This is a genomic window from Aeromicrobium endophyticum (genome assembly GCF_003586285.1).
Taxonomy (GTDB): Bacteria; Actinomycetota; Actinomycetes; order Propionibacteriales; family Nocardioidaceae; genus Aeromicrobium; species Aeromicrobium endophyticum.
In genome coordinates this window covers 1,085,117-1,111,520 of the sequence record NZ_QUBR01000002.1, presented here as the reverse complement: position 1 = coordinate 1,111,520, position 26,404 = coordinate 1,085,117, and the positions used below count along the sequence as shown (strand labels likewise).

Below are 26,404 nucleotides of genomic sequence, written 5' to 3'. Positions count from 1 at the left end.
GAGCGCGAGTGGTGCGGACTGGACGTTCTGGGACGGCGTGTCTGTCCAGGACGCACCACTCGGGCACGGGAACGCACCACTCGGCAACGTCCGTCTCAGGTCCAGATGGCCGGATGCGGCCGGTCGCGGGGCTCGGGCGGCAGCCGCTCGGCGATGCCTTCGGCCACGCGTCGCGCGGTCCACGCCGTCGCGGCGGCGTCGAGCACGTCGTCGACCGCGACCCCTCGACGCCGCTCGGCCACGACGTCGAGCCCGTGCGCGGCCAGCAGCGACCGGCGCAGGCTCTCGCCGGGCGCCGTCGTCTTGCCGTCGACGAGCACCCCGCCGTTCATGGCGGCGAAGCACACCTCCGGGTGCGCCTCGACGACCGGCACCGACGGCGACGTCGTGAGCCAGTCGTGCACGTCGCGGATCTTGGGCACCAGGTACCACGTCTGCTTGCTCAGGCCCAGGCCGAGGGCGGCCCGGTTGGCGGCGTTGGCGGCCGGGTAGTCGACCGCCTCGAGCACCGCAGCGGCCGGCGCGTTGAAGACCGTCGAGGCTCTGCCGGGCAGTCGACCTCGAGCCAGCCGCTCGGCCACGCGCGGCACGTCGGCGGGCAGGTCGATCGGGATGTCGATGGCGACGGCGTCGACCGGCCCGGCGGCCGCGACCAGCTCGGCGATCGTCGGTGCGACGAGCACGTCGGTGTCTCCGTCCCACCGGACACCGACCCAGCCGAGCCTGCACCCGTCGACCCCCAGAACGGCTCCCATCCCTCGATCCTGCCACCCGCGCGATGGGCTGACACGTGTCGGTGGCTCGCGGCATGATCGCGCCATGGCCAAGGACATCCAGATCACGTTCGACTGCTCTGATCCCGCCGCGCTCGCGGCCTTCTGGGCCGAGGCGCTCGACTACGAGGTGCAGCCCCCGCCGCAGGGCTTCGACACGTGGGACGACGCCCTGCGCGCCTTCGGCGTGCCCGAGAGCGAGTGGAGCTCGCGGTCGGCGATCGTCGCCGACGGCGCCCCACGTGTCTTCTTCCAACGGGTTCCCGAGGGCAAGCAGGTCAAGAACTGTGTGCACCTCGACGTCCGCGTCGCTCCTGGCCTGACGGGTGACGAGCGCATGCAGGCGCTCGAGGCCGAGGCCGCCCGGCTGGAGGCGCTGGGAGCCACGCGGGCGTACCGCGTCGAGCCCCGGCCGCCGATGGAGCACGGGTTCATCACGATGCTCGACCCCGAGGGCAACGAGCTCTGCCTCGACTGACCAGCGCGCCGTGATCGTCGAACGTCCCCGCCGCACGGCACAATGGACGGGTGAGTCTCTACCGCGACACCGGCATCGTGCTGCGGGTCCACAAGCTGGGTGAAGCCGATCGCATCATCACGCTGCTGACCCGTCAGCGCGGCATCGTGCGTGCCGTCGGCAAGGGCGTGCGCAAGACGACGTCGCGCTTCGGCGGCCGGCTCGAGCCGTTCATGCACGTCGACGTGCAGCTCGCCGAGGGTCGCTCGCTCGACATCATCACGCAGGTCGAGACCGTCAACGCCTTCGCGAAGGACCTCGGGCTCGACTACGAGGCCTACACGGCCGGCACCGCGATGCTCGAGACCGCCGAGCGGCTCGTGCAGGAGGACGGCGAGCCGGCCATCGCGCAGTTCCAGCTGCTGGTCGGCGCGCTGCGGGCGCTCCGCGAACGACGCATGACGCCGAGCCTGATCCTCGACTCCTACCAGCTGAGGGCCCTGTCGATCGCCGGCTACGCCCCGACGTTCGACGGCTGCGCGCGCTGCGGCGAGGAGGGGCCGCACCGCAACTTCCACGCCGCCTCGGGAGGCATGCTGTGCGACGACTGCCGCGTGGCCGGCTCGGCCGCCCCGTCGCCGTTCACCGTCACGCTGCTCGCGGGTCTGCTCAGCGGCGACTGGCCCACGGTCGGCGCGTCCGACGAGCGCTCGCGTCGCGAGGCCAGCGGCATCGTCAGCGCCTACCTGTCGTGGCACCTCGAGCGGGGGCTGCGCTCGCTCAGCCACGTGGACCGATGACGGCGAGCGACCGATGAAGCGTCAGGTCAGGCGCCCGGTGCCGCACCCGTCCGGCGCGACGCCGCCCGCGATCCCGCGCGAGCAGGTGCCGCGGCACGTCGCGATCGTCATGGACGGCAACGGTCGCTGGGCCAAGCAGCGCGGGCTGCCGCGCACGGCCGGTCACGAGATGGGCGAGGCGGCGCTGTTCGACGTCGTCGAGGGGGCGATCGAGATCGGCGTCAAGGCCGTGTCGGCCTACGCCTTCTCCACCGAGAACTGGAAGCGGTCGCCCGACGAGGTGCGCTTCCTGATGGGCTTCAACCGCGACGTCATCCGTCGCCGGCGCGACGAGATGCACGAGCTGGGCGTGCGGGTGCGCTGGGCCGGACGCCGTCCGCGCCTGTGGCGCAGCGTCATCAACGAGCTCGAGACCGCCGAGCAGCTCACCCGCGACAACGACGTGCTGACGCTGACGATGTGCGTCAACTACGGCGGGCGCGCCGAGATCGCCGACGCCGCGGCGGCCCTGGCCCGCGACGTCGCCGCCGGCCGGGTCAACCCCGACAAGGTCACCGAGAAGACCTTCGCCCGCTACCTCGACGAGCCCGACATGCAGGACGTCGACCTGTTCTGGCGCACGTCGGGCGAGCAGCGCACCAGCAACTTCCTGCTGTGGCAGTCGGCCTACGCCGAGATGGTGTTCAGCGACATCGCCTGGCCCGACGTCGACCGGCGGGCGCTGTGGGCGGCCGTCGAGGAGTACGCGGCGCGCAACCGTCGCTACGGCAGCGCCTGAGTCCCCGGCCACGCGGCCGTCCCGTCGAGGACGTCCTGGATGGTCGACCGGAAGCCCGGGCAGCGGGTCACGTCGTGCGCCTCGCACTCGAAGGCGTGCACCGTCATCGCGCGTGACAGCTGCATCTCGGCCATGCGGCGGTCGAGCTCGGCGATGTGCTCCTGCAGCACGGCATGGCGTCTCGGACCGTGGTCGTCGTCGAGCAGCACGGCGATCTGGTCGAGCGTCATGCCGGCGGCCTTGCTGCGCAGGATGACGGCGATCCGCACGAGGTCGTCGTCGCCGTAGCGGCGGCGGTCGGCGCCGTCGCGCTCCGGCTGCAGCAGACCCTTGTCCTCCCAGTGGCGCAGCACGTGGGTGTCGAGGCCGAACCGGGTCGCGGTGTCGCCGATGGACCGAAGACTTGACTTCATGTCGACATGAACTCACATGCTGGTGCTTCAGCGCAACCACCACGAACCCCCAGGAGATCACCATGTACGACGCCATCGTCATCGGCGGAGGTCCCGCCGGCCTGCAGGCCGCCCTCACCCTCGGACGCATGCACCGCTCGGTGCTGCTGCTCGACTCCGGCGAGTACCGCAACGGCACCGTCGAGCACGCCCACAACTACGTGACCCACGACGGCATCGCGCCGGCGGAGTTCCGACGCCAGGCCCGCGCCGACCTCGCGGCGTACGACACCGTCGAGGTGCGCAAGGCGTCGGCCGACCGGGTCGAGCAGGACGGCGACGAGCTCGTCGTCCACCTGGCCGGCAGCACCGAGCGGGCAGCGGCCCTCGTCCTGGCGACCGGCGTCCGCGACGCCCTCCCGGACGTGCCGGGACTGGCCGAGGCGTGGGGCAAGGAGATCGCGGCCTGCCCGTTCTGCCACGGGCACGAGCTGGCCGGACGGACCGTCGCGCTGGATGTCGAGGGGCCGCACTTCGAGCGGCTCTCAGCCATGCTGGGCCGTCTCGACTCCGAGCTGGTCGACGTCCACGGACGCGTCCGGACCATCGTCCGTGCAGACGGCGGCCTCGACCTGGCGATGGACGACGGCTCGATCGTGCACGTCGACGGGATGTTCATCGCGCCGACGTTCAGCCAGTCGGCCCCCTTCGCCGAGCAGCTGGGGCTCGAGCTGAACGAGTCGGGCTGCGTCCGCGTCAACGCCTTCCAGGCGACGTCGGTGCCAGGGGTGTTCGCGGCGGGCGACGCGGCGCACCACCCCGAGCTGCCGATGCCGATGTCGTCGATCGTCACGTCCCAGGCCGCAGGCATGGTCGCGGGCGCGACGGCCGTCCACCACCTGCTCGTCCGCGAGTCGACCCCGGTCGGCTAGGCGTCGAGGGGCCCCGGTCATGACCGATAGGCTGGGGTCCTATGCGTATCGCCAGGTTTGCCGGGGACGACGATCCTCGTTTCGGAGTCATCGGGGACGACAACGGCGTCCCCACCATCGCCGTGCTGAACGGGGACCCGCTCTACGCGGGTCTCAACCTCAGCGGCCAGAAGATCCCGCTCGCGGACGTGCGTCTGCTGGCGCCGGTCATCCCGCGCAGCAAGGTCGTGTGCGTCGGCAAGAACTACGCCAAGCACGCGGCCGAGATGGGTGGTGAGGTGCCGAAGGAGCCGCTGATCTTCCTCAAGCCCAACACCAGCGTCATCGGGCCGGGCGAGCCGATCTTCTACCCCGAGCAGAGCAGCGACGTGCACTTCGAAGGCGAGCTCGCGGTCGTCATCGGACGCATCTGCCGCGACGTCCCGGCCGAGGACGCCAAGAAGGTCATCTTCGGCTACACCGTCGCCAACGACGTCACGGCACGCGACCTGCAGGCGACGGACGGCCAGTGGGCGCGGGCCAAGGGCTTCGACACGTTCTGCCCGCTCGGGCCGTGGATCGAGACCGACTTCGACCCGTCCGCGGTCCAGGTCACGACGCGGCTCGGTGACGACGTCAAGCAGGACGGCAACACGTCCGACATGGTCTTCACGGTGCCCGACGTCATCGCCTACGTCTCGTCCTTCATGACGCTGCTGCCCGGCGACGTCATCCTCACCGGAACGCCCGACGGCGTCGGCCCCATGCAGGTCGGCGACTCCGTCAGCGTGACGGTCGAGGGCATCGGCACCCTCACGAACCAGGTGGTCTCTCGCAATGACTGACGTCTCCAACGCTCCCGTCCGACCCGTCGTCGCCCGCTTCTGCCCGTCCCCGACCGGCAACCCGCACGTCGGCATGGCGCGCACGGCCCTGTTCAGCTGGGCCTTCGCCCGCCACCACGGCGGAAAGTTCGTCTTCCGCATCGAGGACACCGACACGTCGCGCGACAACGAGGAGTCGTACGCGCTGCTCGTCGAGGTCATGCACTGGCTCGGGCTCGACTGGGACGAGGGCCCCGAGGTCGGCGGCCCGCACGGCCCCTACCGCCAGTCCGAGCGCATGGACATCTACGCCGACGTCGCGCAGCGACTGCTCGACGCGGGCTTCGCCTACAAGGCCTACGACACCGCCGACGAGCTCGAGGCCCGTCGCAACGCCGCTCGCGCCGCCGGCAAGCCCAGCGGCTACGACGGTCTGCACCGCGACCTCACCGACGAGCAGCGCGCGGCCTACGAGGCCGAGGGACGTCAGCCCGTCATCCGCTTCAAGATGCCCGAGCGCACCTACACGTTCAACGACCTCGTCCGCGGCGAGATCACCTTCGACTCGGCCAACGTGCAGGACTACGTGCTGGTCCGCGCCAACGGCCAGCCGCTCTACACGCTGACCAACCCCACCGACGACGCCATGATGGGCGTCACCCACGTGCTGCGCGGCGAGGACCTGCTGAGCTCGACGCCCCGGCAGATCGCGCTGTACGAGGCGTTCGCCGAGATCGGCATCGGCGGAGGCTTCACGCCCGAGTTCGGCCACCTGCCGTTCGTGATGGGCGAGGGCAACCGCAAGCTGTCCAAGCGCGACCCCGAGTCGAACCTCCTCGACTACAAGCCCAAGGGCTTCCTGCCCGAGGGCCTGCTCAACTACATGGCGCTGCTGGGCTGGTCGATCGCCGACGACCGCGACGTCTTCAGCATCCCCGAGATGGTCGAGGCCTTCGAGATCGGCCGGGTCAACCCCAACCCCGCCCGGTTCGACATCAAGAAGGCCGAGGCCATCAACGGCTCGCACGTGCGGCTGCTGCCCGAGGCCGAGCTGCGCGACCGGCTGGTGCCCTACTTCCAGGACGCCGGCCTGATCGACGCGGCGCCCACCGAGACGCAGCTCGGCACGCTGGCAGCCGCGACGCCGCTGGTGCACGAGCGCATGACCCTGCTCACCGAGGCCGTCGACATGCTGCGGTTCCTGTTCGTCTCCGACGAGGCGTTCACGGTCGACGAGGCCGATGCGGCCAAGAACCTCGACGAGAAGGGCCTCGAGGTCGTGCGCGCCGCCCGCGACGCGCTCGACGCGATCCCGGGCACCGCGGAGTGGACCACGGGCACGATCGAGGGCGCCCTGCGCGTCACCCTGATCGACGGCATGGGCCTCAAGCCGCGACTGGCGTTCGGACCCGTCCGCGTCGCGGTGACGGGCAGCCGCATCTCCCCGCCGTTGTTCGAGTCGCTCGAGCTGCTGGGCCACCGCAAGACCATCGCGCGCCTCGACGCCGCCCTGGGATCGGACGCCCAGGGGTAACCCGGTTTGGGTTGCGGACGCACCGTCGGGTAAAGTTTGACCTCGGTTCGGACAGCGTCCGCAGCCATTGGGATATGGTGTAATTGGCAACACAGCGGTTTCTGGTACCGCCATTCTAGGTTCGAGTCCTAGTATCCCAGCGAAACCCGCTGAACGGCCTGCGAAGGTCCTTTGGTAGGGTTCTCGAGGTCGCAAGACCACCCATGGCCCCGTTGTGTAGCGGCCTAGCACGTCGCCCTCTCAAGGCGGTAGCGCGGGTTCGAATCCCGTCGGGGCTACCATGGACAAGACCCCTGACCTGCGGAAACGCAAGGTCAGGGGTCTTCTTGCGTCCGGGCTCGGGCCGCAGGCACGGATGTCGCTGGCGGCAACGCCGACGTAACATCCGGTGACCTCTGGATCGCTATGGTCGGCGGACCCGTTCGTCCGCGGGCGGGGGCCGGGACGGCATGACATCCAGGAGGGGCGCATGGCGCTCGCAGCACGACACCACCTCGCACGGCTCGCATCGCTGGCTCTGGTCAGCGGGATGCTCGTCGTCACCACCGGCACCGGCCCGGCCCAGGCCGCCGAGCCCGTCGCAGGTGGCCTCAGCGCCGGCGACAGCCTCTTCCCGAACCAGGGCAACAGCGGCTACGACGCGCTGCACTACGACATCGACCTGACGGTCGACGTCGCGGTGTCGAGCACGAACAACGCCGTGGCAAACACGACCTTCTCCGCAGCGAGGACGGCGGTGACGGCCAAGACCACCGGTGCGCCTCTCTCGTCGTTCGCCTTCGACTTCCAGGGCACGACCAGCACGCTGGAGGCGACCTCGCTGGTCGTTGACGCCGTGACCGTCGATGGTGCTCCCGCAGCCTTCGAGCGCATCGAGACCACCACGGTCTCCGACGCAACGACCGATGTCCACAAAATCGTCGTGACGCCCGCGACCCCAGTCGACGGCGAGTTCACGACCGTCGTGACCTACCACGGCAAGCCCGTCCGGCACACCGACACCGACACCTCGTGGGAGGGATGGAACAACACGCGCGACGGGGCCACGTTCCTCAACCAGCCGGTCGGCTCGATGACGGTCTTCCCGAACAACAACACCCCGCGCGACAAGGCGACCTACTCGATCAGCGTCGACGCGCCCAGCAAGCTCACGACGTCGTCGACCTCGTTATCGGCCAACCCCGGCCTGCGCGAAGCCGCCGTGGTGAGCAACGGCGAGCTGATGTCGAAGACGCCCAGCGAGGACGGCACGCGCACCACGTGGGTCTGGAACCAGAAGAAGCAGATGGCCAGCGAGCTGACGCTCATATCGATCGGTCGCTACGACATGTACGAGTCCGACATCACCCTCGCGAGCGGGCGCACGCTCCACGAGTGGTCGTTCATCGACCCTTCGATCCCCACCGACGCCCAGGCGACGACGCAGGCGAGCCGCGGCCAGCTGAAGTCGATCGTCGATTTTCTCGAGAAGCGCTACGGCCCTTACCCGGGCAACAGCATCGGTCTCGTGACCGACGTCGTGCCCGGAAAGATCAGCTACGCGCTCGAGACGCAGGACCGCTCGTTCTTCCCGGGCGCCGCCGATCTCGACACCACGATCCACGAGGTCATGCACCAGTGGTTCGGCGACAACGTCTCGCCCGTCGACTGGAACGACATCTGGCTCAACGAAGGTCCCGCGACCTACGCCGAGTACCAGGTGCCGTTCGAGGGACTCGGCACGGCGTCGACCAGCACCGAGCAGGCGATCTTCAGCACCTGGGACGGAACACCGGCCGATGACGAGCTGTGGACCGTCCCGACCGCCAAGATGTCCGAGGCGTCCGAGCTCTTCGGCGCCCAGGTCTACGACCGCGGAGCCATGACGCTCGAAGCCCTCCGCACCTCGATCGGCGCGGCGCCCTTCGCCGAGCTGATGAAGCAGTGGCAGGCGCGCCACGGCGGCACCAGCCAGCGGACGAGCGACTTCATCGCCCTGGCCGAGGAGGTGGCGGGGCGAGACCTCGACGCCTTCTTCGAGACGTGGATCTACACGACCGGCAAGCCGGCCTGGCCGGCGAAGTTCGACCTCGCCCTGAAGGGACCCGAGGGGTCGCTGCTGCCCGGCGCGTCCTCGGCGTTCACGCTGTCGAGCACCAACACCGGCAAGGTCCAGCAGACGGGCAGCGTCGTGACGCTCGACCTGTCGGCGATCCTGCCCGCCGTGGCGCTGGGAGACCTGCCGGCCGGCGTCGACATCGACGGCACGACCCTGACGTGGACCGTGCCGTCCACCGCGGTGGGGACGTCGTCGGACGTCTCGATCCCCTTCACGGTCCGCTCCGGCACCGCCGGCACGAGCGGCCGGGTCGTGGCCCGGGCCAGCACGCTGGGCTCGACGTGCGCCGAGTGCACCACGGACGTCGTCGTGAAGGCCCAGCAGATCGGCTCGTCGCCGGTGCCCACGATCAGCGGCACGCCTCGCGTGGGCGAGACCCTGACGGCAGTCCCCGGCGCGTGGGACGGCGGCACGACCCTGTCGTACCAGTGGCTGAGGGACGGATCACCGATCGCCGGCGCGACCGCACCGAGCTACGCCCTGGTCGCCACCGACTGGCGCACCCGCATCTCGGTCGCGGTGACGGGCTCGAAGCCCGACCACGAGTCGCTCCGCCGCACCAGCACGACGACGAGCGTCCGTCCGGGGGTGCAGGTGCGCCGGCCGACGCCGGCCGTCAAGGGCACGCCCAAGGTCGGTCGCCGCCTCACGGTCAAGCGGGCGGCGTACGACCCGGGCGTCTCGCTGACGTACACCTGGTACGTCGGCGGCCACCGGGTCGGCAGCAGCACGCCGAGGCTCAGGGTCGCGAAGTCGTACCGGGGCCACCGCATCTCGGTGCGGGTGTCCGCGCGCAAGCCCGGCTACACGACGTGGACGAGCCGGAGCAGCACGACCGGCAAGGCGCGCTAGCGGCTGCGCGACGGGTCAGTCGTCGACACGGCTCAGTCGTCGATACGGCTCAGTCGTAGATGACGTCCGTCCCCTGGCGGCGCAGCTCGGCCAGCCCGTCGCGCATCGCCTGCACCTGCTCGGGCGTGTGCCCGACCCAGTCGTCGAGCTCGCCGACGATCCTGATCGCCTCGCGCGAGCGGAACGACCGGGTCGGGTTGCCGGGCATCTTCTTGTCGGTGACGTTGGGATCGTCCTCGATCTCGCCCAGCGGCACGACCACGTAGATGCGGGGACGGCCGTCGCCGGGTGCCATCTCTGCGCCCCAGGCCGCGGCGTCCAGCGTCTCGGTCATGTAGACGTGGTTCATGATCCGGCCCTCCTCGTAGTTGGAGGGCCGGCCGGGGACGAGGAGATCGCCGATCTCGAGCTGGGCCTTGGTGCCGTGGAGCATGGCTCCGGACTCGTGGATCTCGAACGGGACGGGTGGGTGGGCGGCGCTCATGCAGGTGCTCCTTCGTCGGTGTCTGCGGGGTCGGGACCTGCGGTCCGGCGGACGATTCTGGTGCCTGCCGGGGGGCTTGTGGCAAGCCCCCCGCTGGGCTATACCTTGGAGAGGGACGAGGCGACCGCGGCGCGCGGACGGGTCTTCGTTCACCGGTCGTTCACCGGCCTGGTGCATGCTGACGGCGTGCCCGTCGAGACCTCGTCGCTGCTGCAGTCGCAGCGTGCCCCGGCCGTCCGCACCCTGGTCGACATCGTGCGTCAGAGCGCCCTCGAGGCGCCCGATGCGCCGGCACTCGACAACGGCTCGGCGGTGCTGACGTACGTCGAGTTCTGCGAGGCGGCCGACGCCTTCGCCGCCGAGCTGCACGAGCGCGGGGTCGGTCGCGGCGACCGCGTGGGCGTGCGCATCGACTCCGGGACGATCGACCTGTACGTCGCGATCATGGGCGTCATGGTCGCCGGCGCCGCCTACGTGCCGGTCGACGTCGACGACCCCGACTCCCGCGCGCGCACCGTGTTCGAGGAGGCCGACGTCGCCGCCGTGGTCGGCAACCAGCTGGTCGTCACCACGCGCCGGACGTCCGCCCCGATCACCGACGACGGTGCCCCGTCGCCCGCCGACGACGCGTGGATCATCTTCACGTCGGGCTCGACCGGCAAGCCCAAGGGCGTCGCGGTGACGCACCGGTCCGCCGCGGCCTTCGTCGACGCCGAGGCAGCGCTGTTCCTGCGCGAGCGACCGCTGGCCCCCGGGGACCGGGTCATGGCGGGGCTGTCGGTCGCCTTCGACGCCTCCTGCGAGGAGATGTGGCTCGCCTGGCGCCACGGTGCCTGCCTGGTGCCGGCGCCGCGGTCGCTGGTCAAGAGCGGGGGAGACCTCGGCCCGTGGATGATCGCCAACGGCATCACGGTGGTGTCGACCGTCCCGACCCTCGTCTCGCTGTGGCCCGCGGGCGTGCTCGACGACGTCCGGCTGCTGATCGTCGGGGGCGAGGCGTGCCCGCCCGAGATCGGCGAGCGCCTGGCCGGCCCCGACCGCGAGGTCTGGAACACGTACGGCCCCACCGAGGCGACCGTCGTGGCCTGCGCGGCGCAGCTGAGCCCCGGCGAGCCGGTGCGCATCGGGCTGCCGCTCGCCGGCTGGGACCTCGCCGTCGTCGACGCCCACGGTGCGCACGTGGCGCCGGGGGAGACCGGCGAGCTCATCATCGGCGGCGTCGGCCTCGCGCGCTACCTCGACCCGGCCAAGGACGCCGAGAAGTACGCGCCGATGCCGAGCCTGGGGTGGGACCGCGCCTACCGCAGCGGCGACCTCGTCGTCCTCGACCCCGACGGGCTGGTGTTCGCGGGCCGCGCCGACGAGCAGATCAAGCTCGGCGGCCGCCGCATCGAGCTGGGCGAGATCGACAGCGCCCTGCTCGGGCTGCCCGGTGTGGTGTCGGCCGCAGCGGCGATCCGCACGACCGAGGCGGGCAACAAGATCCTCGTCGGCTACGTCACCACCGACGAGACCTTCGACCAGCGGGCGTCCCTTGACATCCTGCGCCGCCAGATGCCCGAGGCGCTGGTGCCCCGCCTCGGACGCCTCGAGTCGATGCCCACGCGCACGTCGGGCAAGGTCGACCGCGACGCGCTGCCGTGGCCGCTGCCGAGCATCGGCTCGTCCGGCCAGGCCGCCGAGCTGACGGGCACCAGCGCCTGGCTCAAGGACATCTGGCTCGACCTGCTCGGCGCCGTCGTCACGAGCCGCGCCGACGACTTCTTCGTCCTGGGCGGCGGCAGCCTCAGCGCGGCCCAGCTGGTCGGTCGCCTGCGCGAGCAGTTCCCCGAGGTGACGGTCGCCGACGTCTACGAGCATCCGAGCATCGCCGAGCTGTCGGCGACGCTCGACGCGATGTCGACCGACCAGGCGCCCCGCAACGACTCCGTGCGTCCGGTGGCGCTCCGCACGCAGGCGGCGCAGGTGCTGCTGACCGTCCCGCTGCGCACCATCACCGGCCTGCGGTGGCTCACGTGGACCGCGGCCGGGTCACGCCTCGCGGCCGACGTGCTGGGCTGGACGTGGCTGCCGCAGGTCTCGTGGTGGTGGATCGCGGTGGGGTGGCTGCTGCTCGTCACGCCGCCGGGACGGATGGCGGCCGCGGCACTGGCTGCCCGGCTGCTGCTGCGCGGCGTCGAGCCGGGGGCGCACCCCCGCGGCGGTCGGGTGCACCTGCGGCTCTGGCTCGCCGAGCACGTCGCCGACGAGCTGCGGGCCGGCTCGTTGTCGGGCGCCTCGCTGCTCGGCGTGTACGCGCGCGCGCTCGGCGCCCAGGTGGCCCGTGACGTCGACCTGCACTCGCTGCCGCCGATCACGGGCCTGCTCTCGGTCGCCTCAGGCGCCTCGGTCGAGCCGGAGGTCGACCTCACGGGGCACTGGGTCGACGGCGACACCCTGCACATTGGGGCCGTCAGCATCGGCGCCGACGCCCGCATCGGCGTGCGCAGCCTGCTGGGGCCGGGTGCCACGGTCGGCGCCCGGGCCGAGATCGGCGCGGGATCTGCCGTGTTCGGCGACGTGCCCGAGGGCGAGTACTGGTCGGGCGCTCCGGCGCGGCGCAACGGACCGGCACGAGGACCTCAGACCAGCGAGCGGGCGGCACGGCACCTGCGCTGGACCGTCGCCTACGGCGTCGCGGCGGTCGTGCTCTCCGTGCTGCCGGTCGTGGCGGTGGTGGTAGGAGGCCTCGCCGTCGCCGCCCTCGTCGAGCCCGCCGACTCGCTGGGCGACGCCGCGCTGCGGCTGGGCCTGGCTGCGCCGCTGGGTGCCGTCGTGGCCTTCGTGACCCTCGCGCTGAGCATCGTCGTGGTGGTCCGCCTGCAGTCGGCGGGGCTGACCAGCGGGACGTACCCCGTCCACAGTCGTGCGGCCTGGCAGGCGTGGTCGGTGTTCCGGCTGCTCGACGACGCCCGCACCTGGCTGTTCCCGCTGTACTCCAGCACGCTGACGCCGCGGTGGCTCCGCGCCCTCGGGGCGCGCATCGGCGACGACGTCGAGGCCTCGACCGTGCTGATGCTGCCGGCGCTCACCACGGTCAACGACGGCGCGTTCCTGGCCGACGACACGATGCTCGGCATGTACGAGCTCGGAGGCGGCTGGCTGCGCGTCGAGCAGGTCAAGATCGGCCGCCACGCCTTCGTCGGCAACTCGGGCATGACGGCCCCCGGACGCAAGGTGCCCAAGGGTGGCCTCGTGGCCGTGCTGTCGGCGGCGCCGCGCCGCACCAAGGCCAAGGCCGGCACGTCGTGGTTGGGCAGCCCGCCGCAGAAGCTGCGCCGCACCGCGGGGGACGCCGATCTGTCGCGCACCCTCGAGCCGGCCCGGCGACTGCGGGTCGCGCGTGCCGCCATCGAGCTCGCCCGGGTCGTGCCGCTCGTCTGCGTGGCGCTGCTCGCGCTGGCGGCGGTCGCCGGCCTCGTGCTCGTGGCCGACCGGCTCGGCTGGTGGCAGGCGGCCCTGCTGTCGGGCGTCGTGATGATCGTGGTGGGCGCGGTGGCCGCTGCCGTCACCGCAGGTGCGAAGTGGGTGCTGGTCGGACGCGTCCGAGCCGAGGAGCATCCGCTGTGGAGCTCCTTCGTGTGGCGCAACGAGCTCGCCGACTCCTTCGTCGAGATGCTCGGGGCGCCGTGGGTGGCCCGCAGCGCGTCCGGCACGCCGGTGCTCAACCTGTGGCTGCGCACGCTGGGTGCCCGCGTGGGGCGCGGCGTGTGGTGCGAGACGTACTGGCTGCCCGAGGCCGACTTGATCGTCCTGGGCGACGGCAGCACCGTCAACCGGGGCTGCGTGGTGCAGACCCACCTGTTCCATGATCGGATACTCAGCATGGACTCCGTGACCCTCGAGAAGGGATCGACCCTCGGACCCCACGGGGTGATCCTCCCGGCGGCGACCCTCGGCTCGCACGCCACCATCGGTCCGGTGTCGCTGGTCATGCGCGGCGAGTCGGTGCCGCGCAAGACCCGCTGGATCGGCAACCCCATCGGCCCGTGGGCCGAGGACGCCACCTCGTGAAGTCGACCGCGGACGACGACCAGACGATCGACCCCTACGTCCCGGGTCACGGCGACCACTCGTTCGACGTCGACCACTACGCGCTCGAGCTGGCCTACGCCGTCGAGTCCAACGCGCTCAGCGGCCGGGCCGTCATCACGGCGACGGCACTGGGCGACCTCGAGCGCTTCGAGCTCGACCTCTACCACCTGCGCGTCTCGAAGGTGACCGTCGACGGCGCCGCGGCCGCCAAGTACACCCACCACAAGAACCGTCTCGTGGTCCGTCCGAAGACCCCGATCGCCGAGGGGTCCTCGTTCACGGTCGTCGTGGCCTACGCGGGCTCGCCGCGGCCCATGCCGGGGCTCGACGGCGACGCGGGCTGGGAGGAGCTCGCCGACGGCGTCATCGTCGCGTCCCAGCCGCACGGTGCGCCGTCGTGGTTCCCGTGCAACGACCGCCCGTCCAACAAGGCGACCTACGAGATCGAGCTGACCGCCCCCGTCGGCTACGTCGTCGTCGCCAACGGGGTGCTCGAGAGCCAGCGGCGTCGGGCCGGCTCCGTCGTGTGGCGCCACGCCGAGAGCAGCCCCATGGCGACGTACCTGGCGACGGTCCAGATCGGCCGCTACGAGTCCGTCGACGACGGGGGAGACGTGCCGATCCGCACCGTGTTCCCCGCCGGCACCAGGTCCGAGAGTGTCGAGGCATTCGGGTCGCAGCGCGAGATGATGGAGCTGTTCGTCCGGCTGTTCGGGCCGTATCCGTTCGCCTCGTACGCGGCCGTCGTCACCGAGGACGAGCTGGAGATCCCGCTCGAGGCGCAAGGACTGTCGGTCTTCGGCGCCAACTTCATGACCCGCGACTGGGAGCACCAGCGGCTCGTCGCGCACGAGCTGTCGCACCAGTGGTTCGGCAACAGCCTGACGCTGGCGCACTGGCGCGACATCTGGCTGCACGAGGGATTCGCGTGCTACGCCGAGTGGCTGTGGTCGGAGGAGTCGGGCGGTCCCACCGCCGATGAGCAGGCCGAGGAGCACTGGGAGCGGCTGGACCAGCTGCCGCAGGACCTCGTGCTGGGAGATCCGGGCCCCGAGCTGATGTTCGACGACCGCGTCTACAAGCGCGGGGCCCTGCTGCTGCACGCCCTGCGCCAGACGGTCGGTGACGACCCCTTCTTCGACCTCGTGCGCACCTGGACCAAGCGCTACGCGGGCGGCTCGGTGACCACCGAGGAGTTCGTGGCCGTCGCAGCCGAGGTCTGCGGCGCGGATGTCGGACGCCTGTTCGACCCGTGGCTGCGTGACACGGTCCTGCCCGAGCTGCCTGCTCGGCGCGACTAGTCCGTCGCGCCTGCTTCGTCAGGCTGGCCCCGTCAGGACGGTGACGGCAGCGACGAAGCCGTCGGGGGCGTCCAGGTCGAGCGTCCGGTGCGGGACGTCGAGGGTGGTCGGGTCGATCGTGAGCCCGTGGCCGGTGGCCTTGACGAGCGACTCTGCGCGCACCCAGGCCACCAGGTCGTCCGACGTGTCGGCGTGCAGGCGCTCGAGGTCGACGCCGACGGGGCCGGCATCCGTCACGGCGACGACGGTTCGTCCGCCCGACCTGCTCAGGCTGAGGTGCACCCCGGGCGATCCCGGCGGTACCACGACCTGCGGCTTGCCGTGCCGGTCGCTGCCGCAGCCGCGGCACGCCCGCACGATGCTGACGCCGTCGGTGGATCCGGTCAGCTCGCCGACCAGCCGCACGAGCGTGGCGGCGGGGACGTCCTCGCTGGGCAACCACGTGATGCGCACGACCACGGTCTACCACAGCGCCCGCGAGGGCCCGCACCCTTCATGTCCGATACCCGCCAGTGCCTGTCGGTGGCGCCGGTCATGATGGAGTCATGCACACCGACCACGAGCGCTGCTTCCGTGCCGTGCAGGCGCGCGACGCCCGCTTCGACGGGGTGTTCTACACCGCTGTCGCCACCACCGGCATCTACTGCCGTCCGTCGTGCCCGGCGGTCACGCCCAAGGCCGGCAACGTCACGTTCCACCCCACCGCCGCCTCGGCGCAGGAGGCGGGCTACCGCGCCTGCCGGCGCTGCCGGCCCGACACCACGCCCGGCTCGCCGGAGTGGGACGTGCGGGCCGATGCCGTGGGGCGCGCGATGCAGCTCATCGGCGACGGGGTGGTCGAGCGCGAGGGGGTGGACGGCCTGGCCGATCGGCTGGGCTACAGCTCGCGGCACGTCACCCGCCTGCTCACCGACGAGCTCGGTGCCGGCCCCCTCGCGATCGCCCGCAGCAACCGCGCGCACGCCGCCCGAGTGCTGATCGAGACCACCGACATGCCGATGTCCGACATCGCCTTCGCCGCGGGCTTCGCGTCCGTCCGACAGTTCAACGACTCGGTGCGCCAGACGTACGCCCTCACGCCGACGCAGATGCGCGGACGCCGGCGCACCACGCCCACCGGACGCATCACGGTGCGGCTGGCCGTGCGGCAGCCCTTCCACGCCACCTCTCTGCTCGACTTCCTCGCCGCGCACGTCCTGCCCGGCGTCGAGACCGTCGAGGGCACGACGTACGCCCGCGTGCTGCGCCTGCCGCACGGCCTCGGCGTCGCGGCCCTGGTGCTGCACGACGACCACGTCGACTGCGAGCTCGAGCTGGCCGACCTGCGCGACACCGCGGTCGCCATCGGACGCGTGCGCCGCATGCTCGACCTCGATGCCGATCCGGTCGCCATCGACGCGGTGCTGGCCGCCGATCCCGAGCTGCGCGACCTCGTGGCGGCGGCCCCCGGCCTGCGCGTCCCGTCGCACGTCGACGGCTTCGAGGTGGCCGTGCGCACGATCGTCGGTCAGCAGGTGTCGGTGGCCGGGGCCAACACGGTGCTGGGCCGGCAGGTCCCGCTGCGGGGCACGCGCGTCGACTTCGAGCTGGCGGCGGCCTTCGGGCTCACGCACGCCTTCCCGACCGCCGAGTCCTTCGCCGGTGCCGATCCCACCGACATGGGCATGCCCCACGCCCGCGCGCGCACGATCGTGGGCCTGGCGACGGCCGTCGCCGACGGCACCGTCGACCTGTCGCCCGGCGGCGACCGCGACGCCGTCCGCGCCCAGCTGCTGGCCATGCGCGGCATCGGGCCGTGGACCGCCGACTACGTCGTGATGCGGGCCCTCGCGCACCCCGACGTCCTCCTCACGACCGATCTCGTGCTGCGACGCGAGCTCGACCGTCGTGGCCTCCACGACGACGACACCGCCCGGTGGCGCCCCTGGCGCTCCTACGCGGGCATGCACCTGTGGCGGGCCACCGCCGCCTTCGAAAGGACACCGTCATGACCACACGCTGGCTCGACTCGCCCATCGGCGGGCTCCGCATCCACGTCTCGGCGGGGCTCGTCACCGCGATCGGCTTCGGGGCCTCCTCGCCCCGCGGGTCGCGGACGCCCGATCCTGTCCTCGACCGCACCGAGCAGCAGCTCGTCGAGTATTTCGCGGGCGACCGCACCGCCTTCGACCTCCCACTGGCCAGCGATGGCACCGAGTTCCAGAAGAAGGTGTGGTCCGAGCTGCTGCGGATCCCGTACGGCGAGACGGCGAGCTACGGCGACATCGCCCGCCGCCTCGGCTACGAGCCCGGTATCTCTCGGGCCGTCGGGGCCGCCAACGGAGCCAACCCCATCCCGATCGTCGTGCCGTGCCACCGCGTCATCGGGGCCGACGGCTCGCTCACGGGGTACGCCGGCGGCATCGATCGCAAGCGGACGCTGCTCGAGCTCGAGCGGCCCGGGCTGTTCTGATCGTCCCGGATGCCGTCGAACCCCGGCAGGGTTCATCTCGATCCGCCATGATGCTGCCACCAGCACAGCAGACGGAGGACACGATGGTCGACATCCACCCGCGCCCGACCGCGCCGGTCTCTGGCGGCAAGGGCAAGGGCTCGGGCAGGGGCTCGGGCGCCAAGCTCGAGAAGCAGCTCGCGGCCGCCACGGCGACGGTCGACGAGCTCGAAGCCCAGGTGACGGCCCTTCGAGCCAGGGTCGAGATGCTCGAGGGCCAGGTCGACCACTGGAAGCGCCGCGCCGCCAAGCACAAGTCGCGCGTCAAGAAGGTCACCGAGCGCGCCGAGCGGGCGCTCGTCGAGGCCACGGAGGCGGCGCGCCAGCGGGCGTCGGCCAAGGCCGAGAAGAAGATCCGCCAGGCGATCGCCGACCACGGCACCGACGACCGCCCGCGTGCCGAGCCGATGGCGCTCAAGGACGCTCCCGAGCTGCCCGAGGCGTCGTGGAACGTCACCCGACTGCGGTCGGCAGCACGGGAGCAGGGCGTGTCGGGCTACTCGCGGATGAGCAAGCAGCAGCTGCTCGACGTGCTGATCTGAACCTGCTGTTCACTTTGGGGTGGCACCATCTGCTCCTATCCGTCCGAGCCGAGGAGCCTCATGGCCAGCAAGAACAAGTCCGCGAGCAAGACCACGTCCTCCCGCAAGGGCGCGTCCGCTCCCAAGATCAAGCCGCCCAAGGCACCGAAGGCGCTGAAGAACGTCAAGCCCGCGGTCGACAGCGAGCTGGTCGCGGCTCGCGCGACGATCAAGAAGCTCGAGAAGAACGTCGCCAAGCTCGAGGAGAAGCTCGAGAAGAGGACGTCCGAGCTGAAGGCCGAGATCAAGAAGGCCGCCAAGGCCGCGAAGGGCTCCAAGGGCAGCAAGGGCAGCAAGGGCAGCAAGGGTGCCAAGACCACGAAGGCCACCGCTGCCGTCGCAGCGCCGCCCGAGCCGGTGGCCGCGGCCGAGGTGCCCGCCCCGGTCGAGACCGCCGCTCCGGCCGACTCGGCCGTGCCGGCCGATGCTGCGGCACCCGCCGAGCAGACCGTGGCCCAGCTGCGGGCCGCGGCGCGCCAGCAGGGCGTGCCCGGCTACTCGCGCATGCGCAAGGACCAGCTCATCGCCGCCCTGGCCTGACCGACGCAGCCTGTGGACGGCCGTTCGACGGCCGTGCCGCCGGGCGCCAGGCTCGGAGCATGACCGACGACGTCCCTCCGCTCCTGCCGCCCGACGAGCTGCCGCCGACCCGCGCCGTCTCCGACCTCGACCGCTTCTGGCGGTCGTTGAAGGGCCGGTGGGGCTTCAGCCGTCCACAGCTGTGGTGCGTGGTGTTCGGCCCGCTGGGCGAGTGGACCTCGATCTTCCTGAAGATCGAGGACTGCCCCGAGCAGCCCGACGCCGCCACGGTCGTCAACCTGGTCGACGTGCTCACCACCGTCGTGGTCGACAGCGTGCCCGGCGGCTCGGTCGCGATGATGTACGCGCGTCCGGGCCCCGACGACCGTCGCGCGGACGATCGAGAGTGGGCCCGCGAGCTCGATGGTGCCGGCCGTCGGGCGCCGATCGACGTCTGGCCGGTATTCCTTGCCAATGACGAGCGGGTCCGCATCGCGGCTCCCGACGACCTCGCCGCCTAGCGGCATCCGGCCGGCCGGATCAGGACGAGCGGCGCAGGCTCTGCGACAGCCGCTCGGCGGCGGCGACCACGGCCGGGGCGTGCATGCGTCCGGGCTGGCGGGTCAGCCGCTCGAGCGGGCCCGACACCGACACCGCGGCGACGACCTTGCCGGAGGGGGAGCGCACCGGTGCAGACACCGAGCCGACGCCGTTCTCGCGCTCACCGACGCTCTGGGCCCATCCGCGCCGCCGCACGGCCGACAGCTCGGCGGCCGAGAACGTCGCCTTGAGCAGTCCCTTGTTCATGCGCTCGGGGTCCTCCCACGACAGCAGGATCTGGGCGGCCGAGCCGGCTGCCATGGTCAGCTGCCCGCCGACGGGGATCGAGTCGCGCAGACCCGTCGGACGATCGGCGGCCGCGACGCACACGCGGAAGTCGCCCTGGCGCCGGAACAGCTGGGCCGACTCGCCCGTGATGTCGCGCAGGCGGGCCAGCACCGGGCCGGCGGCGGCCAGCAGCCGGTCCTCGCCGGCGGCCGCGGCGAGCTCGCCGAGGCGGGGGCCGAGGATGAAGCGTCCCTGCATGTCGCGCGCGACGAGTCGGTGGTGCTCGAGCGCCACCGCGAGGCGGTGCGCGGTCGGGCGGGCCAGGCCCGTGCTGGCCACCAGACCGGCCAGCGTCGCCGGGCCGGGCTCGAGCGCTGCCAGCACCATCGCCGCTTTGTCGAGAACGCCGACTCCGCTAGAGTTGTCCATGAGTTGATACTGCCGTATCGCATTGTGAGACGCAAGTGAGCGCGAGGAGAGCACCATGGGCAGGACACTGGCCGAGAAGGTCTGGGACGAGCACGTCGTCCGGAGCCACGAGGGTGAGCCCGACCTGCTCTACATCGATCTTCACCTCATCCACGAGGTCACCAGCCCTCAGGCCTTCGACGGCCTCCGCCTCGCGGGGCGCTCCGTGCGCCGTCCCGACCTGACGATCGCGACCGAGGACCACAACATCCCGACGACCGATCTCGACAAGCCGATCGCCGACCTGGTGTCGCGCACGCAGGTCGAGACGCTGCGCCGCAACTGCGAGGAGTTCGGCGTCCGCCTGCACCCCATGGGCGACATCGACCAGGGCATCGTCCACGTCGTCGGCCCGCAGCTCGGCCTGACGCAGCCCGGCATGACGATCGTGTGCGGCGACTCGCACACCGCCACGCACGGTGCCTTCGGCTCGATCGCCTTCGGCATCGGCACCTCCGAGGTCGAGCACGTGCTCGCCACGCAGTCGCTGTCGCAGGCGCGTCCCAAGATGATGGCCGTCGAGGTCGTCGGCGACCTCCCCGCGGGATCGACCGCCAAGGACCTCATCCTCGCGCTCATCACGCAGGAGACCACGGGTGGCGGCCAGGGCTACATCGTGGAATACCGCGGCGACGCGATCCGGGCGCTCTCGATGGAGGCCCGCATGACGATCTGCAACATGTCGATCGAGTGGGGCGCCAAGGCCGGACTCATCGCCCCCGACCAGGTCACCTACGACTACCTCAGGGGGCGTCCGTCCGCGCCGACCGGTGCCGACTGGGACGCCGCCGTGGCGCACTGGGACAGCCTCGTGACCGACGATGACGCCGAGTTCGACAAGGTCATCACGATCGACGCCTCGACCATCACGCCGTTCGTCACGTGGGGCACCAACCCCGGCCAGGGCGTGCCGCTGTCGGGCAACGTCCCCGACCCGGCCTCGTTCGAGGACGACAACGAGCGCATCGCCGCCGAGAACGCCCTGACGTACATGGGGCTCACCGCCGGCACGCCGATGAAGGACATCAAGGTCGACACGGTCTTCATCGGCTCGTGCACCAACGGACGCATCGAGGACCTGCGCGTCGCCGCCTCGCTCATGAAGGGCCACAAGGTGGCCGACGACACCCGCATCCTGGTGGTGCCGGGTTCGGTGCGCGTGCGCCTGCAGGCCGAGCAGGAGGGCCTCGACGTCATCTTCAAGGAGGCCGGAGCCGAGTGGCGCGGGGCGGGCTGCTCGATGTGCCTCGGCATGAACCCCGACCAGCTCATGGTCGGCGAGCGGGCCGCGTCGACGTCCAACCGCAACTTCGAGGGACGCCAGGGCAAGGGCGGTCGCACGCACCTGGTGTCGCCGGACGTCGCGGTGGCGACGGGCATCCTCGGCCACCTCGCCGGGCCCGCCGACCTCGTGCAGCTCGAGAAGGCAGGAGCCTGACCATGGAGAAGTTCACGACCCACACCGGCGTCGCCGTGCCGCTGCGCCGCAGCAACGTCGACACCGACCAGATCATCCCGGCGCACTGGCTCAAGAAGGTCACCCGCGACGGCTTCGAGGACGGGCTCTTCGAGGCCTGGCGCAAGGACCCCGAGTTCGTCCTCAACCGTCCCGTGTACGCCGACGCGACCGTGCTGGTCGCCGGCCCCGACTTCGGCACCGGCTCGTCGCGCGAGCACGCCGTGTGGGCGCTGCAGAACTTCGGCTTCAAGGTCGTCGTCTCGCCGCGCTTCGCCGACATCTTCCGCGGCAACTCCGGCAAGTCGGGCCTGCTGGCGGCCCAGGTCGACGACAAGGTCGTGCAGCGCCTGTGGGACCACCTCGATGCCAACCCGGGCGCCACGGTCTCGCTCGACCTGGTCAACCGCACGGTGCGTGCCGGCGAGGGCGTCGACGCGATCGAGGACTCGTTCACGATCGACGACTACACGCGCTGGCGCCTGCTCGAGGGCCTCGACGACGTCGGCATCACCCTCAGCCACGAAGAGGACATCGTCACGTACGAGGCTGCGCGTCCGGCCTACAAGCCCGTCACCCTCTGACCCAGGCGTCAGCGGGGGGAGTCGTGCCAGATGGCGATGCGGGTGACGGCGTGCGTCGCGGGGTCGGTCTCGACGAAGACGCGCTGGCCGACCCGCAGCAGGCGGACGTGGTCGGCGAGCGCCTCGGCGGAGTAGTCGAGACGGCGCCCGTCGTCGGTCAGCAGGTCGCCGGTGCGCGAGGTCTCGTCGAAGGTCGCCACGGTGCCCTGCATGGTCCGAGCCTAGCCGCGCCCCTCACCGTCTAGGCTCGACGCCATGGAGCGACGCCCCTTCCCGAGGACCATGCGCCTCATCGTGCTGTTCATCAGGCCGTTGCTGATGGTGCTGACCAAGCGCGACTGGCAGGGCCAGGAGAAGCTGCCCGCGGGCGGCTTCGTGCTGGCGCCCAACCACATCTCGCACCTCGACCCGTTCCTGATCTCGCACTTCATGGTCGACCAGGGCATCTCGCCGCGCTTCCTCGCCAAGGACACGCTGATGACGCTGCCGGTCGGCGGGCGGATCCTGCGCAACGCCGAGCAGATCCCGGTCTACCGCAGCACCGCCGGCGCGGCGGAGTCGCTGCGGGCCGCGATCGACGCCGTCGAGGGCGGCAGCGTCGTCACGATCTACCCCGAGGGCACCATCACGCGCGATCCCGCCGCGTGGCCCATGACCGGACGCACGGGGGCGGTGCGCGTCGCGCTGGCGACGGGCCGACCGCTCGTGCCCGTCATGCAGTGGGGGCCGCAGCAGATCCTGTGGCCATACAGCAAGAAGCCGCGGCTGTTCCCGCGCACGACGATCCACGTGCGGGTCGGCGACCCGGTCGACCTGTCCGACCTCGAGGGTCAGGAGCTCACCGAGCAGCTCCTCGACACGGCCACCACCCGGCTGATGGACGCCCTGACTGCCATGATGGCCGAGGTGCGCGGCGAGCTGCCGACGACGCCGAGGATCGACGTGCACTCGCTGAGCAGGCCCAAGAGCAACTACAAGCCCTGACGGCAGACTCCGAGCACACGCAGACAGATGGGAAGCCAATGGCGCAGATCGCTGTGATGGGAGCCGGTTCCTGGGGGACCGCCTTCGCCCTGGTGCTGGCCGACGCCGGCAACGACGTCCGCCTCTGGGGACGCCGGCCCGAGCTGTGCGACGCGATCAACGCCACCCACCAGAACGCCGACTACCTCGAGGGCGTCGTGCTGCCCGACGCCGTCTCGGCCACGCCCGACGCCCACGAGGCGCTGGCGGGGGCCGAGGTCGTGGTGCTGGCGGTGCCGTCGCAGCAGCTGCGGTCCAACCTCGAGTCGTGGGGGCCCCACATCCCGGGCGACGCCGTCATGGTGAGCCTCATGAAGGGCATCGAGCTGGGCACGCACCTGCGCATGAGCGAGGTCATCGCCGAGGTCACGGGGGCCGGCCCCGAGCGCATCGCCGTGGTGTCGGGCCCCAACCTGGCGCGTGAGATCGCCGATCGCGAGCCGGCCGCCAGCGTCGTGGCCTGTGCCGACCAGGCGGTTGCCGAGCGTCTGCAGAAGCTGTGCCACTCGGCGGCCTTCCGCCCCTACTCGATGACCGACGTCGTGGGCTGCGAGCTGGCCGGCACGGCCAAGAACATCATCGGCCTGGCCGTCGGCGTGTGCGTCGGCCTGGGCTTCGGCGACAACACCAAGGCCTCGGTCATCACGCGCGGCCTCGCCGAGACCGCGCGCCTGGGTGCGGCGATCGGCGCCGACCCCGTGACGTTCATGGGCCTGGCCGGCATGGGCGACCTCGTCGCGACGTGCTCGTCGCCCCTGTCGCGCAACCGGACCTTCGGCGAGAAGCTGGGCGCCGGCATGAGCGTCGAGCAGGTGACGGCGCAGACCCGGCAGGTGGCCGAGGGCGTCAAGTCGTGCCGGTCGGTCAGCGAGCTGGCCAAGCTCAACGGCATCGAGATGCCCATCGTCGAGCACGTCGCGGCCCTCATCGCCGGCGAGATGACCCCCGACGAGCTCGTGCAGCGGCTGATCTCGCGCACGGCGAAGCCCGAGACCGTCTGACGTCAGACGACGGCGGCCAGCACGTTCTGGATGTCGATCCAGAGGTCCTCGACGTCCTCGATGCCCACCGAGAGGCGGATGAGGCCTTCGGGCACCGACTCCGGCTCGCCGGGGTGGCGTCGTCGGCGCTCCCACGTCGACTCGACGCCGCCGAGGCTCGTGGCGTAGGTGATGACGTCGCTCTGCTCGGTCATCTTCTGCGCGGCGGCGGCACCGCCCGTGACCTCGAAGGAGATGATCGTGCCGAAGCCGGGGTAGCGGCTGTAGGCGACGTGGCGGGACGCCGAGAGCCGGCGGTGCAGCTCGGTGGCATTGGCCTCGGCGCGGTCGAGGCGGACGTGCAGCGTGCGCATGCCGCGCACGGCCAGCCAGGTCTCCATGGCCCCCGGGATGGCCCCGAGCACCGTGCGACGCTTCTCGAGCGCCGCGTGGGCCCGGTCGTCGGCCGTGACGATCGCACCGAGGATGACGTCGCTGTGCCCCGACAGCAGCTTGGACGCCGAGTGCACGGAGAAGTCGGCGCCCAGCTCGAGCGGCTTCTGGCGCAGGGGAGTGGCGAAGGTGTTGTCGACCGCGACCGCTGCACCGGCCTGGGTGGCGGCGTGGGCGATGGTCTCGATGTCGGCGATCTCGAGGGCCGGGTTGGTCGGCGACTCGATCCACAGCAGGGCGGCGCCCTCGCACGCGGCGATCACCTGGGCGGTGTCGTCGATGTCGACGAGACGGAGCTGGATCTGGCCGCGACGGTCGCGCTCGACCAGCTGCACGACGGTGCCGTAGTAGGCCCCCCGTGGGGCGACCACGACCGCGCCCGTCGGCACCAGGTCGAACAGCGCGGCCGAGGCCGCGACGCCCGACGAGAACGCCAGGGCGCGTCCGCCCTCGAGTGCGCCCAGCACGGTCTCGAACGGCGCCCAGGTCGGGTTTCCCTGGCGTCCGTACTCGGAGCCGCCGCCGGGCACGAGGGCGCTCGCCAGCGTGATGGGAGCGTTGAGTGGACCCCCCGGAACGCGGTCCGGACGGCCGGCTGCGACCGCGATGGTCGAGGGCGACAGTTCGTGTCCATGCATCAGGCCATTGTGCCCTGACCGATATCGTTCACGACCATGAGCCTCGTCACCCGTGCCTCCGGCAAGCCCCGCATCGCCGTCGTCTTCGGCGGACGCTCGAGCGAGCACGGCGTGTCGTGCCTGACCGCCCGCGAGGTGCTGGCGGCCATCGACACCGAGCGCTACGACGTGCAGCCCGTCGGCATCACCCGCGACGGCGAGTGGGTCGAGGAGACCGCCGTGTGGGACGACGTCGCCCCCGGCACGCTGCCGTCGGTGCGCCCCGACCTGCCTCCGTTCGTGTGGGAGCGTCTGCGCGACGTCGACGCGGTGCTGCCGCTGCTGCACGGCCCGTGGGGCGAGGACGGCACGGTGCAGGGGCTGCTCGAGATGGCCGACGTCCGCTACGTCGGCGCCGGGGTGCTCGCCAGCGCCGTCAGCATGGACAAGCCGTTCACCAAGACGGTCTTCTCTGCGGCCGGGCTCCCGCAGCTGCCGTACGTCACGATCCGCCCGTGGGAGTGGAACGACGATCGTGCCCGCGTCGAGGATCGCATCCGGGCGCTCGGCCTGCCGGTGTTCGTCAAGCCGGCCCGTGCCGGCTCCAGCTCGGGCGTCATGATGGTGCAGACCTGGGACGAGCTCGCCGGCGCCGTCGAGAAGGCCCGCGAGTTCGACCCCAAGGTCATGGTCGAGTCGGCCGCGCGGGGCAAGCGCGAGCTCGAGTGCGCCGTGATCCAGCAGCCCGACGGCAAGCCGCTGGCGAGCGTCGTCGGCGAGATCACGGTGGCGGGCGACGCGGGCCACGACTTCTACGACTTCGAGGCCAAGTACCTCGACGGCACCAGCGTCAACGTCGTCCCGGCCGACGTCCCGGTCACGTTGAGCGAGCGCATCCGCACGTATGCCGTGCAGGCGTTCGAGGCGGTCGGCTGCGAGGGGCTCGCACGGGTCGACTTCTTCTGGACCGACGAGGGCCTGGTGATCAACGAGATCAACACGATGCCGGGGTTCACGCCGTACTCGATGTTCCCGGTGCTGTGGCAGGCCAGCGGCATCCCGTACGCCGAGCTGGTCGACCGGCTGCTCCAGCTGGCGCTGCGACGCGACACGGGGCTGCGCTAGG

The 26,404-nt window shown here is 71.5% G+C and carries 26 protein-coding genes and 2 tRNA genes; 21 read left to right on the top strand and 7 right to left on the bottom strand.

What is annotated here, in order from left to right; genetic code table 11:
* Positions 1 to 95: 95 nt before the first annotated feature.
* A complete protein-coding gene (locus DX116_RS15965) occupies positions 96 to 755 on the bottom strand; it encodes a DUF429 domain-containing protein (protein ID WP_158592017.1) in 660 nt (219 codons plus the stop codon).
* A gap of 64 nt (positions 756 to 819) precedes the next feature.
* On the opposite strand from DX116_RS15965, the gene DX116_RS15960 reads away from it, so the two are divergent.
* Genes DX116_RS15960 through DX116_RS15950 form a run of 3 tightly spaced genes read left to right on the top strand, consistent with a single transcriptional unit; the run spans position 820 to position 2,808 of the window.
* The gene (locus DX116_RS15960; protein ID WP_119705196.1) at positions 820 to 1,251 is read left to right on the top strand and encodes a VOC family protein; all 432 of its coding nucleotides are present in this window, start codon (positions 820 to 822) and stop codon (positions 1,249 to 1,251) included.
* Between the two features lie 50 nt (positions 1,252 to 1,301).
* A complete protein-coding gene (gene recO / locus DX116_RS15955; RefSeq protein WP_119705195.1) occupies positions 1,302 to 2,030 on the top strand; it encodes a DNA repair protein RecO in 729 nt (242 codons plus the stop codon).
* Positions 2,031 to 2,043: 13 nt separating this feature from the next.
* Positions 2,044 to 2,808: an isoprenyl transferase gene (locus tag DX116_RS15950; protein ID WP_119705194.1), complete on the top strand. Its 765-nt coding sequence runs from the start codon at positions 2,044 to 2,046 to the stop codon at positions 2,806 to 2,808.
* Here DX116_RS15950 and DX116_RS15945 read toward each other — a convergent pair.
* Complete coding sequence (locus DX116_RS15945; RefSeq protein ID WP_119705193.1) at positions 2,793 to 3,221, bottom strand: MerR family transcriptional regulator; 429 nt, start codon at positions 3,219 to 3,221, stop codon at positions 2,793 to 2,795. The two genes, DX116_RS15950 and DX116_RS15945, sit on opposite strands and share 16 nt — an antisense overlap.
* A gap of 62 nt (positions 3,222 to 3,283) precedes the next feature.
* On the opposite strand from DX116_RS15945, the gene DX116_RS15940 reads away from it, so the two are divergent.
* The 6 genes from DX116_RS15940 to DX116_RS15915 all read left to right on the top strand — a co-directional run bounded on the left by DX116_RS15940 (position 3,284) and on the right by DX116_RS15915 (position 9,419).
* The gene (locus DX116_RS15940; protein WP_119705192.1) at positions 3,284 to 4,132 is read left to right on the top strand and encodes an NAD(P)/FAD-dependent oxidoreductase; all 849 of its coding nucleotides are present in this window, start codon (positions 3,284 to 3,286) and stop codon (positions 4,130 to 4,132) included.
* Between the two features lie 41 nt (positions 4,133 to 4,173).
* The gene (locus tag DX116_RS15935) at positions 4,174 to 4,956 is read left to right on the top strand and encodes a fumarylacetoacetate hydrolase family protein (protein ID WP_119705191.1); all 783 of its coding nucleotides are present in this window, start codon (positions 4,174 to 4,176) and stop codon (positions 4,954 to 4,956) included.
* Positions 4,949 to 6,469: a glutamate--tRNA ligase gene (gene gltX / locus DX116_RS15930; protein WP_119705190.1), complete on the top strand. Its 1,521-nt coding sequence runs from the start codon at positions 4,949 to 4,951 to the stop codon at positions 6,467 to 6,469. The genes DX116_RS15935 and gltX overlap by 8 nt, the downstream gene beginning before the upstream one ends.
* 68 nt (positions 6,470 to 6,537) lie before the next feature.
* Positions 6,538 to 6,609 (top strand) — tRNA-Gln (locus DX116_RS15925).
* A gap of 65 nt (positions 6,610 to 6,674) precedes the next feature.
* Positions 6,675 to 6,750: transfer RNA gene (locus DX116_RS15920), tRNA-Glu, on the top strand.
* A gap of 188 nt (positions 6,751 to 6,938) precedes the next feature.
* Entirely contained in the window at positions 6,939 to 9,419 is a 2,481-nt protein-coding gene (locus tag DX116_RS15915; RefSeq protein ID WP_119705189.1) for a M1 family aminopeptidase, read from the top strand.
* Between the two features lie 49 nt (positions 9,420 to 9,468).
* Here the strand turns inward: DX116_RS15915 and arr are convergent, their stop codons facing one another.
* Positions 9,469 to 9,903: an NAD(+)--rifampin ADP-ribosyltransferase gene (arr, locus tag DX116_RS15910; protein WP_119705188.1), complete on the bottom strand. Its 435-nt coding sequence runs from the start codon at positions 9,901 to 9,903 to the stop codon at positions 9,469 to 9,471.
* Between the two features lie 186 nt (positions 9,904 to 10,089).
* Here arr and DX116_RS15905 point away from each other — a divergent pair, with 186 nt between their 5' ends.
* Complete coding sequence (locus tag DX116_RS15905) at positions 10,090 to 13,956, top strand: Pls/PosA family non-ribosomal peptide synthetase (protein WP_119705682.1); 3,867 nt, start codon at positions 10,090 to 10,092, stop codon at positions 13,954 to 13,956.
* Positions 13,953 to 15,278 (top strand): M1 family metallopeptidase, encoded by a 1,326-nt coding sequence (locus DX116_RS15900; protein ID WP_119705681.1) that lies wholly within the window; start codon positions 13,953 to 13,955, stop codon positions 15,276 to 15,278. Before DX116_RS15905 ends, DX116_RS15900 begins: the two co-directional genes overlap by 4 nt.
* Positions 15,279 to 15,296: 18 nt before the next feature.
* On the opposite strand, the gene DX116_RS15895 is transcribed toward DX116_RS15900, so the two are convergent.
* Entirely contained in the window at positions 15,297 to 15,731 is a 435-nt protein-coding gene (locus DX116_RS15895; protein WP_147393688.1) for a 4'-phosphopantetheinyl transferase family protein, read from the bottom strand.
* Positions 15,732 to 15,823: 92 nt separating this feature from the next.
* On the opposite strand from DX116_RS15895, the gene DX116_RS15890 reads away from it, so the two are divergent.
* From DX116_RS15890 to DX116_RS15870, 5 genes are all read left to right on the top strand, one after another.
* A complete protein-coding gene (locus tag DX116_RS15890) occupies positions 15,824 to 17,269 on the top strand; it encodes an AlkA N-terminal domain-containing protein (RefSeq protein WP_119705186.1) in 1,446 nt (481 codons plus the stop codon).
* Positions 17,266 to 17,730, top strand: a complete 465-nt coding sequence (locus tag DX116_RS15885) for a methylated-DNA--[protein]-cysteine S-methyltransferase (RefSeq protein WP_119705185.1) — start codon at positions 17,266 to 17,268, stop codon at positions 17,728 to 17,730. Before DX116_RS15890 ends, DX116_RS15885 begins: the two co-directional genes overlap by 4 nt.
* Before the next feature lie 83 nt (positions 17,731 to 17,813).
* Positions 17,814 to 18,311 carry a hypothetical protein gene (locus DX116_RS15880; protein WP_147393687.1) on the top strand — a complete coding sequence of 166 codons (498 nt, stop codon included), beginning with the start codon at positions 17,814 to 17,816 and terminating at the stop codon, positions 18,309 to 18,311.
* Between the two features lie 60 nt (positions 18,312 to 18,371).
* Complete coding sequence (locus tag DX116_RS15875) at positions 18,372 to 18,890, top strand: Rho termination factor N-terminal domain-containing protein (protein WP_119705183.1); 519 nt, start codon at positions 18,372 to 18,374, stop codon at positions 18,888 to 18,890.
* A gap of 59 nt (positions 18,891 to 18,949) precedes the next feature.
* The gene (locus DX116_RS15870; RefSeq protein WP_119705182.1) at positions 18,950 to 19,390 is read left to right on the top strand and encodes a hypothetical protein; all 441 of its coding nucleotides are present in this window, start codon (positions 18,950 to 18,952) and stop codon (positions 19,388 to 19,390) included.
* 19 nt (positions 19,391 to 19,409) lie between these two features.
* On the opposite strand, the gene DX116_RS15865 is transcribed toward DX116_RS15870, so the two are convergent.
* Complete coding sequence (locus tag DX116_RS15865; protein WP_056607493.1) at positions 19,410 to 20,126, bottom strand: IclR family transcriptional regulator; 717 nt, start codon at positions 20,124 to 20,126, stop codon at positions 19,410 to 19,412.
* A gap of 55 nt (positions 20,127 to 20,181) precedes the next feature.
* Here DX116_RS15865 and leuC point away from each other — a divergent pair, with 55 nt between their 5' ends.
* Together leuC and leuD are read left to right on the top strand one after the other, a co-directional pair.
* Complete coding sequence (leuC, locus tag DX116_RS15860) at positions 20,182 to 21,603, top strand: 3-isopropylmalate dehydratase large subunit (RefSeq protein WP_119705181.1); 1,422 nt, start codon at positions 20,182 to 20,184, stop codon at positions 21,601 to 21,603.
* A gap of 2 nt (positions 21,604 to 21,605) precedes the next feature.
* Entirely contained in the window at positions 21,606 to 22,205 is a 600-nt protein-coding gene (gene leuD, locus DX116_RS15855; protein ID WP_119705180.1) for a 3-isopropylmalate dehydratase small subunit, read from the top strand.
* Positions 22,206 to 22,213: 8 nt separating this feature from the next.
* Here leuD and DX116_RS15850 read toward each other — a convergent pair whose 3' ends face one another.
* Positions 22,214 to 22,417, bottom strand: a complete 204-nt coding sequence (locus DX116_RS15850) for a cold-shock protein (protein WP_119705179.1) — start codon at positions 22,415 to 22,417, stop codon at positions 22,214 to 22,216.
* 43 nt (positions 22,418 to 22,460) lie between these two features.
* Between DX116_RS15850 and DX116_RS15845 the strand changes: the two genes are divergently transcribed.
* Complete coding sequence (locus tag DX116_RS15845; RefSeq protein ID WP_119705178.1) at positions 22,461 to 23,189, top strand: lysophospholipid acyltransferase family protein; 729 nt, start codon at positions 22,461 to 22,463, stop codon at positions 23,187 to 23,189.
* A 38-nt stretch (positions 23,190 to 23,227) separates the two neighbouring features.
* On the top strand, positions 23,228 to 24,229 hold the full coding sequence (locus tag DX116_RS15840) for an NAD(P)H-dependent glycerol-3-phosphate dehydrogenase (RefSeq protein ID WP_119705177.1): 1,002 nt from the start codon (positions 23,228 to 23,230) through the stop codon (positions 24,227 to 24,229).
* A gap of 2 nt (positions 24,230 to 24,231) precedes the next feature.
* On the opposite strand, the gene DX116_RS15835 is transcribed toward DX116_RS15840, so the two are convergent.
* Complete coding sequence (locus DX116_RS15835; RefSeq protein WP_119705176.1) at positions 24,232 to 25,299, bottom strand: trans-sulfuration enzyme family protein; 1,068 nt, start codon at positions 25,297 to 25,299, stop codon at positions 24,232 to 24,234.
* A 36-nt stretch (positions 25,300 to 25,335) separates the two neighbouring features.
* On the opposite strand from DX116_RS15835, the gene DX116_RS15830 reads away from it, so the two are divergent.
* Entirely contained in the window at positions 25,336 to 26,403 is a 1,068-nt protein-coding gene (locus tag DX116_RS15830; protein WP_119705175.1) for a D-alanine--D-alanine ligase family protein, read from the top strand.
* Position 26,404: the final 1 nt, after the last annotated feature.

Excerpts from the sequence above, each read along its gene's own strand:
- gltX (WP_119705190.1), top strand. The coding sequence starts at position 4,949 with ATGACTGACGTCTCCAACGCTCCCGTCCGACCCGTCGTCGCCCGCTTC.
- DX116_RS15940 (WP_119705192.1), top strand. The coding sequence starts at position 3,284 with ATGTACGACGCCATCGTCATCGGCGGAGGTCCCGCCGGCCTGCAGGCC.
- leuD (WP_119705180.1), top strand. The coding sequence starts at position 21,606 with ATGGAGAAGTTCACGACCCACACCGGCGTCGCCGTGCCGCTGCGCCGC.
- DX116_RS15865 (WP_056607493.1), bottom strand. The coding sequence starts at position 20,126 with ATGGACAACTCTAGCGGAGTCGGCGTTCTCGACAAAGCGGCGATGGTG.
- arr (WP_119705188.1), bottom strand. The coding sequence starts at position 9,903 with ATGAGCGCCGCCCACCCACCCGTCCCGTTCGAGATCCACGAGTCCGGA.
- DX116_RS15880 (WP_147393687.1), top strand. The coding sequence starts at position 17,814 with ATGGTCGACATCCACCCGCGCCCGACCGCGCCGGTCTCTGGCGGCAAG.
- DX116_RS15835 (WP_119705176.1), bottom strand. The coding sequence starts at position 25,299 with ATGCATGGACACGAACTGTCGCCCTCGACCATCGCGGTCGCAGCCGGC.
- DX116_RS15965 (WP_158592017.1), bottom strand. The coding sequence starts at position 755 with ATGGGAGCCGTTCTGGGGGTCGACGGGTGCAGGCTCGGCTGGGTCGGT.
- DX116_RS15870 (WP_119705182.1), top strand. The coding sequence starts at position 18,950 with ATGACCGACGACGTCCCTCCGCTCCTGCCGCCCGACGAGCTGCCGCCG.
- DX116_RS15840 (WP_119705177.1), top strand. The coding sequence starts at position 23,228 with ATGGCGCAGATCGCTGTGATGGGAGCCGGTTCCTGGGGGACCGCCTTC.
- DX116_RS15850 (WP_119705179.1), bottom strand. The coding sequence starts at position 22,417 with ATGCAGGGCACCGTGGCGACCTTCGACGAGACCTCGCGCACCGGCGAC.
- DX116_RS15935 (WP_119705191.1), top strand. The coding sequence starts at position 4,174 with ATGCGTATCGCCAGGTTTGCCGGGGACGACGATCCTCGTTTCGGAGTC.
- DX116_RS15885 (WP_119705185.1), top strand. The coding sequence starts at position 17,266 with ATGACCACACGCTGGCTCGACTCGCCCATCGGCGGGCTCCGCATCCAC.
- DX116_RS15950 (WP_119705194.1), top strand. The coding sequence starts at position 2,044 with ATGAAGCGTCAGGTCAGGCGCCCGGTGCCGCACCCGTCCGGCGCGACG.
- DX116_RS15845 (WP_119705178.1), top strand. The coding sequence starts at position 22,461 with ATGGAGCGACGCCCCTTCCCGAGGACCATGCGCCTCATCGTGCTGTTC.
- leuC (WP_119705181.1), top strand. The coding sequence starts at position 20,182 with ATGGGCAGGACACTGGCCGAGAAGGTCTGGGACGAGCACGTCGTCCGG.
- DX116_RS15875 (WP_119705183.1), top strand. The coding sequence starts at position 18,372 with ATGGCCAGCAAGAACAAGTCCGCGAGCAAGACCACGTCCTCCCGCAAG.
- DX116_RS15830 (WP_119705175.1), top strand. The coding sequence starts at position 25,336 with ATGAGCCTCGTCACCCGTGCCTCCGGCAAGCCCCGCATCGCCGTCGTC.
- DX116_RS15915 (WP_119705189.1), top strand. The coding sequence starts at position 6,939 with ATGGCGCTCGCAGCACGACACCACCTCGCACGGCTCGCATCGCTGGCT.
- DX116_RS15890 (WP_119705186.1), top strand. The coding sequence starts at position 15,824 with ATGCACACCGACCACGAGCGCTGCTTCCGTGCCGTGCAGGCGCGCGAC.
- DX116_RS15960 (WP_119705196.1), top strand. The coding sequence starts at position 820 with ATGGCCAAGGACATCCAGATCACGTTCGACTGCTCTGATCCCGCCGCG.
- DX116_RS15945 (WP_119705193.1), bottom strand. The coding sequence starts at position 3,221 with ATGAAGTCAAGTCTTCGGTCCATCGGCGACACCGCGACCCGGTTCGGC.